Below are 9,257 nucleotides of genomic sequence, written 5' to 3' on the forward strand. Positions count from 1 at the left end.
CTCCCACCCCGCCGGCCGCCGCGGCCGCACCGGCCCCCGCCACCGCGCCCGCCCCGCCGAGCCCCACCGCCGCCGCGGCCCCCTTGACCGCGTATCCGGCGGCGAACCAGCCGATGACGGCGACGGGCAGCACGAGGCGGATGCGCTCGTTGACGTCCGCGACCTCCAGGGCCGCCGTGCGGCACCGGGCACAGTCCTCCAGGTGCTTGCGCAGCCCGCGCTCGGCCCGCATCCGCAGCCCGCCGCGGGCGTACGCGCCGAGCCGGTCGGCGTACCGCGCGCAGTCGCCCTCAGCGGTCAGCGCGCGGTTGACGTGCGCCTGGAGGTACGCCTGCTTCAGCCCCTCGCGGGCGCGGTGGGCCAGTACGGCGGTGGCGTTCGCCGACAGGCCGAGCAGCGGCGCGACCTCGCTCGGCGACTCGTCCTCGATCGTGGTGTGCCACAGCACGGTCTGGTAGTGCTCCGGCAGGCTACGGAACGCCCGTACGGCCATGGACTGCTCGGCGTCGTGCATGGCGCGCACGTCCGCGCCGAGGTCGAGCGTGTCGTCGTCCAGCGAAGCGCCGGCCGCCGACACCGCGAACACCGCGAAGTCCTCGACCAACTGCTCGCGCTTCGCCGTCCTTCCCCAGGTGGCGGCCACCCGGCGCACGGTGGTCAGCAGATAGGCGCGTACGGCCGTGTCCGGGCCGGCGCCGCCGCGCACCGCCTGGAGGGTGCGGGCGAAGACCTCGCCGGTCAGGTCGTCGGCGGTGTGGGCGTCGCGGCAGCAGGTGCGCGCGTAGCGCCGGACCGCGCCGGCGTGGCGGCGGTACAGCTCCTCGTACGCGCTGTCGTCGCCGCCGCGCATGAGGGCGACCAGCTCGCTGTCCGAGGGCTGCGGGCCGGGCGGTTCGGCGGGGGCGTCCCGTGGGGACTGCGGGGGAGGCACGGCCGCTTCGGCAGGGCGCGGCGCCTGTTTGCGGCTCGGTTTGCGGTGGGCGCCCCGGCCCTTCGCTCCCCGCGCGCCCTCCGGCTCGTCCGCCCCGGGCTTCGAGCCGTCCGCGGTACGGCCGTACGGGCCGCCATCCGCGCGGTCGGCGCGCTCACGCTGTGCAGGAACGCTTCGTTCGGCCGGTCCGGGGCGGTGGTCGTCCGCGGCCCGGTCGTGGCGGTCGTGTTCGTCGCCCTCGGCACGCGCCCCGTACGGACGTTTCTGTCCGGGGACTTGAGAGGACCGTGATCCGGCGGCTGCGCCGGCGTCGGCCGGACCGGCCTCGCCGTCGCGCCGTTCGTTCCGCCCGTCCACATCCATCGCCGAGGCCCCCGAACACGCCGTCACTGCGGTAATACCGCGTCAGCGTGCCATAGAGCGGCCCGCGGCTCGTCCGGTGAGCACACCAACCACTCGTCCGGGGCGAGTTCTCCGCCGCGAGCACTGAAGGTCACTCGTACGGGGAATACTTCTTCGGCCTGTACCCGACCGATGCGGTTCGGACCTGACCGGCTCCGGTGCGTACTCGACCGGTCCGGCCCGTGCCCGACGGACGGGTGATCAGCATGTCCGGCTGTACGGCCCGGCCGGCCACCTCACGCTCACGCGGCTGGCCGGACCGTTCACCCGGATGAACGTCTCGCCTCACCCCGCGGGGCGCGAGCGCAGCCCCTCCAGAAGGATTTCCAGCAGGCGGGCCGAGGCGGCCTGCTGCTGGGCCGGGTCCGGCAGGGACGGCGCGCCCGTGGCGATGACGAGCAGCACGTCGGCGACCGTCACGTCGGCCCGCAGCTCGCCCGCCGCGCGGGCCCGTTCGACGAGCTGCCCGACGACCTCCAGCAGCGCCTGGGCGCCGCCGTCCGCCGCGGTCTCGCCGGCCGGAGCGGCCGGTGCCTCCAGCGTGCTGGTGGCGGCCGCGCCGCGCGTGGAGACGCCGTTCGCCGCGGCGCTCGTGATCCCGTTGGGGACCGTCGCCGGGGCGTCCGAGGACTCGGCCTCGGGCGCGCCGCGCTGCGCGACCACGCGGAACTCCGCGGACGCGCCCGGCGGAAGGTCCGCCGGCACCGCTGCCGCGTCGCCCGGGGCCGCCGCGCCGGTACCGCCGTCGGCGTGGACAGCCGGCCGGCCGTCCGATCCGTACGCGGAACGCTGCTGCGGGACCCGCGGCTCACCGGCCCCGGGGCCGCCGGACGCGTCCGTGCTCACCCGCAATATGCTCGGCGGCAGCAGCCGGCCCGCGCCGGAGGCGACGGATGTCCGCAGGAAGCGCGACAGCGCCGACCACGGGTCGTCCTCCTGGCCGAGGGCCGTACGCGCCTGTTCGGTCAGCCGTGAGGTCTCCTCCTCGGCTATTCGCCTGACCAGCACGTCCTTGCTCGGGAAGCGCCGGTAGACGGTCCCCACCCCGACGCGGGCGCGCCGTGCCACGTCCTCCATGGGCGCGCCGTACCCCAGCTCGCCGAAGACCTCGCGCGCGGCGCGCAGGACGTGTTCGAGATTGCGCTGCGCGTCGACGCGCAGCGGTGTGCTCCGGCCGCCGGCTGCGGAGTGCGTGGTGCCGTTACCCCTGGTCTCGGAAGTGGGTGCGGCGGCAGATACGGCAGTCGGCCATTGAGAGCCCTGAATGTGCATAGATGATCCCCCGGTAATGACGTCTCCCCCCGGAGACTCCCCGCCCTGACTGCTGGGGTGTGACGACGTGACGACGAGAGGTTGCACCCCAACGAGGTACGAACATAGTTGAGCCCAGGTCAAGAATGAAGGGGGCAGTTCCGCACAGTCCGTGCACCGATCGGAGTACGGACCCGATCCGCCCCGATTCCGCACCCTCGCACCGTCCGCCACCCGCCATCTGACCTGCGCTCCAGCGAAGGGCGGCGCGGAATCCGGGACTCCGGGCCACCGCACGGAACCGGTCATACATTTCGCCGAGGCTGTGGACAAAGTCCGGCCGCCGGTGCGTCATGGAACAGTGCTGTGTTCTTCCGGGAACACAGTGTCTGGTGGTGGCAAGCCGGTCGGCCGGCGGAGGCAAGCCGCGCGGCCGGCCTTTCGATGTCGCGAGGAGAACCTCTGTGAAGGAACCGGCGCGCATTCTCGTTGTCGGCGGTGGCTACGTGGGGATGTACACGGCCCTGCGCCTCCAGCGGAAACTGCGGGAGGAACTGCGGCGGGCCGCCGTCGAGGTGGTCGTGGTGGACCCCGATCCGTACATGACTTATCAGCCGTTCCTGCCGGAGGCCGCGGCCGGCTCCATTTCGCCCCGGCACGTCGTCGTACCGCTGCGCCGGGTGCTGCCGCACTGCAAGGTCGTCGTCGGCGAGGTGATTGCGCTCGACCACAGCGCGCGCTGCGCCACGGTCGAGACACCGGCCACCAAGGAGGACGGTACGGGCGGTCTTCAACTGCCCTACGACGAACTGGTGCTGGCGCCCGGTTCGGTGTCCCGGGCGCTTCCGGTGCCGGGCCTCGCCGAGGGCGGTATCGGCTTCAAGACCGTCGAAGAGGCCATCGGCCTGCGCAACCACGTCCTGGAGCAGCTGGACATCGCGTCCTCCACCCGCGACCCCGCGATCCGCGACGCCGCCCTGACCTTCGTCTTCGTGGGCGGCGGTTACGCGGGTGTGGAGGCCCTCGCGGAGCTGGAGGACATGGCGCGCTATGCCGCCCGCTACTACCACAACGTCGAGCCCGCGGACATGAAATGGATTCTGGTCGAGGCGACCGGCCGCATCCTGCCCGAGGTGGGCCCGGTGATGGGGCAGTACGCGGTACGGGAACTGCGCGCCCGCAATATCGACGTACGTCTGGAGACACGGCTGGAGTCGTACGAGAAACGCGTTGCCGCCCTGAGTGACGGGGCGCGTTTTCCGGCTCGCACGCTCGTGTGGACCGCGGGCGTCAAACCGCACCCGATCATCGCCGCTTCCGGCCTGCCGCGTACCGAACGCGGACGGCTCAGGTGCACCGCCGCCCTCCGGATCGAGGGCGTCGAACACGCCTGGTCGGCGGGCGACGCGGCGGCGGTGCCGGACCTGACGGCGCAGGGGCCGGCCAGGCCGGACGAGCCGCGCAGGGAGTGCGCGCCCAACGCCCAGCACGCCGTGCGGCAGGCGCGGGTGCTGGCCGACAACGTCGCGGCGGTGCTGCGCGGTGAGCCCGTCGTGGACTACGCGCACAAGTACGCCGGGTCGGTCGCCTCGCTCGGGCTGCACAAGGGGGTCGCGCACGTCTACGGGCGGCAGCTGAAGGGCTATCCGGCGTGGTTCATGCACCGCGTGTACCACCTGAGCCGGGTGCCGACCTTCAACCGGAAGGCACGGGTGCTCGCCGAGTGGACGCTCGCCGGACTCTTCAAGCGAGAAATCGTTTCTCTGGGCTCGCTGGAACATCCGCGCGCCGAGTTCGAGCTGGCGGCGGGCACCGGCCGTCACCACGAGTCGGGTTGACGGCGCGTCGGGAGCGGCCGCCGGGCGTGCCGGGTCGCGTGCGCGCCGCCGGACGGCCGGTCGCGCCGCCATCTGTACGGGCCGCACGGGCCGGTCCTACGACCCGCCGTTCCCATTTCCCGTTCGTACGACGCGCCGAAGCCGGATCACCCGGTCGTACGACCTCCCGGCCCGGTCAACGCGGTGCGCACCGGTGCCCGCACCGCCTGCCGGACCCCCGTCCGTACGGGGCCGCGGGGCGCGGACGGCGGGGTCCCGAGCCGCCCGGCACCCGGAGCCAGGAACTCCACCTGGCGCCTCCGGCGTCTGACGGATGTCAGTCCGGTCGGCCACACTGGACGTGTGACCATGGGTGGGCTCGTATTCGCGAAGAGTGACAATCACGAGGATTCTGGACGTTTGCTGCAATCCGCCAGAGGGCGCCGCGGGTGCCCCCAGCCGACACCGCTCCCCGCGTCCGCCGGGTGGGGCTCCCACCGGCGCGGCCGCGGACGGTCCCCCCGAATCGACGGCCCGATCCCGCGCGACGACGCGAAGTAAGAGGTACACCTCCGTGAACTTCACGCGCTGGAGCGCCCGTCTCCCCGGCACGCAGCGGCGCGGCGCCGCGCGGCCCGACCGTGCCGCGTCCGCGCCGTCCGGGCCCGCCGCCCTGTCCGCGGGCGGCCCGCCGGGCGCGGGCCACGGCGCCGTCCCCGCCGCCCGGGCCGAGCGCTCCGGCCCCGGCGCGGACGGCGACGGCGCGCCCGCCCAGGACCACACCCCCAGCGTGGACGCGCTGTCCGTCCACGACATCCTCGGCAAGGTCCCGGCCCTGGTGGCGGTCGTGTACGGCCCCGAGCACCGCATCGCGTACGTCAACGGCGCGTACGCCACCGTCTTCGGCCCCCGCCCGCCCGGCGCCACCGCGCGCGAGGCCCTGCCCGAACTGGACGCGCTCGGCCTGCTGCCGCTGATGGACCAGGTGCTGCGCAGCGGCCGTCCCCGTACGGTCAAGGCCCGCCGGGTGCCCGGCGGCGCGGGCGCCGACCAGTCCCGCGACGGGTACTACACGTTCACCTGCACGCCCATCGAGGTCGCGGCCAGCGGCCCGGCGCCCGACCCCGAGGTCGCCTGTGTGGCGCCGCACAAGGGCGTGCTCGTCTTCGGCGCGGACGTCACCGACCAGGTCGAGTCCACGGAACGGCTGCGCGCCGCCGAGGCACGCCAGCGCGCGGCGGCCGTGACGCTCCAGCGGTCCCTGCTGCCCCAGGAGTTGGAGCAGCCGGACGATCTGCGGGTGGCCGCGACGTACCAGCCGGGCGGCACGGACGCCGCGGTCGGCGGCGACTGGTACGACGTCATCACCCTCGGCGCGGGGCGTACGGCCCTGGTCATCGGCGACGTCATGGGGCGGGGCGTGCGCGCCGCGGCGGTCATGGGCCAGCTGCGTACGGCGGTCCGTGCGTACGCCCGCCTCGACCTGCCGCCCCATGAGGTGCTCCAGCTGCTGGACGGGCTGGCCGCCGAGATCGACGCCAGCCAGATCGCCACCTGCGTCTACGCGGTCCACGACCCCAACGAGGGCCGCCTGGTGTACGCCTCGGCCGGCCACCTCCCCATCCTGGTGCGCGACGCAGAAGGCACGGTCCACCGCGCCGCCGAGCCGACCGGCCCGCCCCTGGGCACCGGCGGCTGGCTGCACACCTCCGGCAGCGTCCCGCTGGGCCCCGGTTCGGCCGCCGTCCTCTATACGGACGGCCTGGTCGAGCGCCGTGACAAGGACATCGACCACGGTGTGGAGGCGTTGGAGCGGGCGTTCGCGGGCGCGACCGGAGCGCCGGACATCATCTGCGACCGCCTGCTGCGCGCGCTCGGCATTTCCACGGACCACGACGACGACGTGGCCGTCCTGGTCCTCCAGCACCCGGCCCGCACGGGCCATGACGCCGAGCTGTTCCACAACGCCGCCCTCGAACTGCACGGCGGTACGGAAGCGGCGCCCCGTGCCCGTGCCTTCGCCTCCGGCGTGCTCGCTTCCTGGCGCTTCGCCCCGGAGCTGCACGACCTCGGCGTCCTGGCCGCCAGCGAACTGGTCGCCAACTCGCTCCAGCACGGCACCCCGCCGATGCGGCTGCGGCTGCGCCGTACGGACCGCCGACTGATCGTCGAGGTGACCGACGGCGACGACCACCTGCCGCGGCGGCGCCGGGCCGAGCCCGTGGACGAGGCGGGCCGCGGCATCTCGATCATCGCGACGATCGCGTCGGCGTGGGGCTCCCGGCGGACGCCGGGCGGCGGCAAGGCCGTGTGGTGCGAGTTCGCGCTGCCGCGCGAGTCGGGGGAGTAGGGGACGGGCGGTACGAGCGCGCGTGCGCGTGACGGAAGGGCCGGGTCCTGCCTGGAGCGGCAGGACCCGGCCCTTCCGGAGTCAGTGGGGGCCGGCCCGTCGGCCGGACCGGCCCTCGTACGCACGGCTTACGTCACTGCTGTCTCTTCGCGGCTCACGCCACCGCTGTCACGGACTCGCGTCGCGGCGCCGCGACGTCGGCCGGGGCGTCCGCCTCCGTGTCCGTACCGGCTGGGGCCTCCGGCGTGAAGGCCCGGACGTGCGGGTTGTCCTGCGCCGGGGTCAGCATCCGGCCCAGCCGCAGGGCCAGCGCCGTGACGCCGACGGTGCAGAGCACCAGCATCCCGATGTACGGGGCGGACATCCCGTGGCCCACCATGAGGGCGCCCACCGCCGGGCCGACCGCCAGCGCCAGCTGCTTCACCAGGGCGAAGACCGAGTTGTACTGGCCCACCATCGAGGCCGGCGCCAGGTCCGCCACCAGCGGGGCGACCGTCGGCGAGAGCATCGACTCCCCTATACCGAACAGGGCGTAGGTGGAGATCAGCAAAGTGGTGGCGACCGCGTGGGCACCGTGCACCAGGCCGGACAGTCCCGCAGCGAGCCACGCCACGGTCCAGATCAGCCCGACCACGGCCATCACCCGGCTGCGGCGCCGCCGCTCGACCAGCTTCAGCACGACGAACTGGGCCGCCACGATGGCCGCGGTGTTGGCGGCCAGCGCGATGCCGAGCGTGGACGGTGAGATCCGCGTGACCTCGGTGGCGTACGCCGCGAGGCCCGACTCGAACTGTCCGTAGCAGGCGAAGAACAGCACGAAGCCCAGCAGGCACAGCCACATCATCCGGCGGTCGGCGAACAGGGCGCGCCAGGCACCCTTGGCCCGCGCCTCGCTCGGCACCGGGTCCGCCACCCGCGGCGACCGCGGCAGCCGTACGGTGGCCACCGCCGCGCCCAGGACCAGGAACATCACGGCCTCGATCGCGAACAGGCGCACAAAGCTGCCGGGCGCCGTCTCGTCCACCAGCAGGCCGCCTATCAGGCCACCGATGCCCAGACCGAGGTTGTTCAGGAAGAACTGGGTGGCGAAAGCGCGCGACCGGGTGACCGTCGTCGAGCACCACACGATCATCGTCGCCAGGGCCGGCTGGATCACCGCGATACCGGCGCCGAGTGCGATCGCCGAGGCGATGACCAGGGGCTCGGTGGTGGACAGGCCCAGACCGAGTGACCCGACCGCGGCGGTTACGGCACCCACGACGGCCACCGGCAGCGGACCCCGCCGGTCGATCGCCCGACCGGTCAGGGGCAGCACGACGAGCGCGGCGACGGCGAGCATCGCGAGCACGACACCGGCCGTACTCGCGCCCAGGTCTCGCACCTTCGCCACATAGACGTAGAGATACGGAACCGTGAAGCCGTTGCCGAACGCGCTCAGCGCGTTGCCCAGCTGGATCCGGCGCAGCGCGGCGCCCATCGCGGTGGTCACACTCACCTGCCTAGGTCAGATCGGAGGGGACTGGACAGTCACACCCTGAAGACTTCAAAGCTAAAGTTCGAAGCTAAAGAGTACATGGCGAAGGACTTCAACGCCAATGAGGTCCGTGTCATACTTCCCGGCATGCCTGAGCCCTCAGATACGGCGGCCGGCCCCGCGGAACCGAGCCTCGAGCAACAGATCGCGGCCTACCAGCGAGAGTTCCAAGACCTGGACCCGCAGGTGGAGCAGGTCGTCTCGGCACTGCAGCGCCTCAACCGCCGGATGAACGTCGCCTACGGGCGGCAGACCGCCGCCCTCAGCATCAGCAACGCCGAGTGGGAGGTGCTCAAGGCCCTCGTCGTCGCGGGGGCGCCCTACCAGATGGGTCCCGGTGAACTCGCCAAGCGCCTCGGCCTCACACCGGCCGCCATGACCCACCGCATCGACCGCATGGCGAGCGAGGGGCTGGTCACCCGGGAGCGGGACGAGGCCAACCGCGTACGGGTGATCGTCGAGCTCACCCAGGAGGGCCGCGAGAAGTGGGTCGAGGCGATGCGCATGGCCTCGGTCTTCGAGGAGGACCTGCTCCAGGACCTCTCTCCCGAGGAGCGCGGTCAGCTCGGCGAAATGCTGACCCGTCTGCTGTGCCGCGTCGAGGACGCCCAGCCGGACGCGGACGGCCGGCTGACCGATCTGGACTGAGCCGGTCGGGTTCGAGCCGGTCGGGTACGCGCCGTTCGAGCGCGAGCCGTTCGGGTACGGCCGGAGGTGGCTTCCGGCGGGTACGGGCGGCCGTATGGGGCGGTTGACATGGCCCGCTCCCGTACGTAGTGTTCTTCGAGTTGCCATGGAGCTGTAACGGTTCTGCGGCAGCCTCTCGCGCCGCACCGGCGGCACAACCACTACCAGCACGACTCCCGAACGGGGCGGATTTCGGCATGCCGGAATTCCGGCCCACCGACTCGATTATGAGCCGGACGGGAAAAGCCGCTAAAGTAGTGATCACGCCGGAAGGCGCGAACAACC

General features: G+C 73.0%; 6 protein-coding genes. 3 read left to right on the forward strand and 3 right to left on the reverse strand.

Annotated elements, in window-relative coordinates:
• Together ADK86_RS11500 and ADK86_RS11505 are read right to left on the reverse strand one after the other, a co-directional pair.
• A partial coding sequence (locus ADK86_RS11500; RefSeq protein ID WP_234345808.1) for a sigma-70 family RNA polymerase sigma factor occupies positions 1 to 1,294 on the reverse strand: 1,294 nt, incomplete at its 3' end.
• 324 nt (positions 1,295 to 1,618) lie between these two features.
• The gene (locus tag ADK86_RS11505) at positions 1,619 to 2,605 is read right to left on the reverse strand and encodes a TetR/AcrR family transcriptional regulator (protein WP_053696500.1); all 987 of its coding nucleotides are present in this window, start codon (positions 2,603 to 2,605) and stop codon (positions 1,619 to 1,621) included.
• A gap of 443 nt (positions 2,606 to 3,048) precedes the next feature.
• Here ADK86_RS11505 and ADK86_RS11510 point away from each other — a divergent pair, with 443 nt between their 5' ends.
• Both ADK86_RS11510 and ADK86_RS11515 read left to right on the forward strand, forming a co-directional pair.
• Positions 3,049 to 4,422 (forward strand): NAD(P)/FAD-dependent oxidoreductase, encoded by a 1,374-nt coding sequence (locus ADK86_RS11510; protein ID WP_053696501.1) that lies wholly within the window; start codon positions 3,049 to 3,051, stop codon positions 4,420 to 4,422.
• Positions 4,423 to 4,975: 553 nt separating this feature from the next.
• Positions 4,976 to 6,751, forward strand: coding sequence for a SpoIIE family protein phosphatase (locus tag ADK86_RS11515; RefSeq protein ID WP_053696502.1), 1,776 nt, complete (start codon positions 4,976 to 4,978; stop codon positions 6,749 to 6,751).
• A gap of 154 nt (positions 6,752 to 6,905) precedes the next feature.
• Here ADK86_RS11515 and ADK86_RS11520 read toward each other — a convergent pair whose 3' ends face one another.
• On the reverse strand, positions 6,906 to 8,240 hold the full coding sequence (locus ADK86_RS11520; RefSeq protein ID WP_053696503.1) for an MFS transporter: 1,335 nt from the start codon (positions 8,238 to 8,240) through the stop codon (positions 6,906 to 6,908).
• Positions 8,241 to 8,372: 132 nt separating this feature from the next.
• Between ADK86_RS11520 and ADK86_RS11525 the strand changes: the two genes are divergently transcribed.
• A complete protein-coding gene (locus tag ADK86_RS11525; RefSeq protein ID WP_030185778.1) occupies positions 8,373 to 8,933 on the forward strand; it encodes a MarR family winged helix-turn-helix transcriptional regulator in 561 nt (186 codons plus the stop codon).
• Positions 8,934 to 9,257 lie beyond the last annotated feature (324 nt).

It is taken from the genome of Streptomyces sp. NRRL F-5755 (assembly GCF_001279365.1).
GTDB lineage: Bacteria > Actinomycetota > Actinomycetes > Streptomycetales > Streptomycetaceae > Streptomyces > Streptomyces rimosus.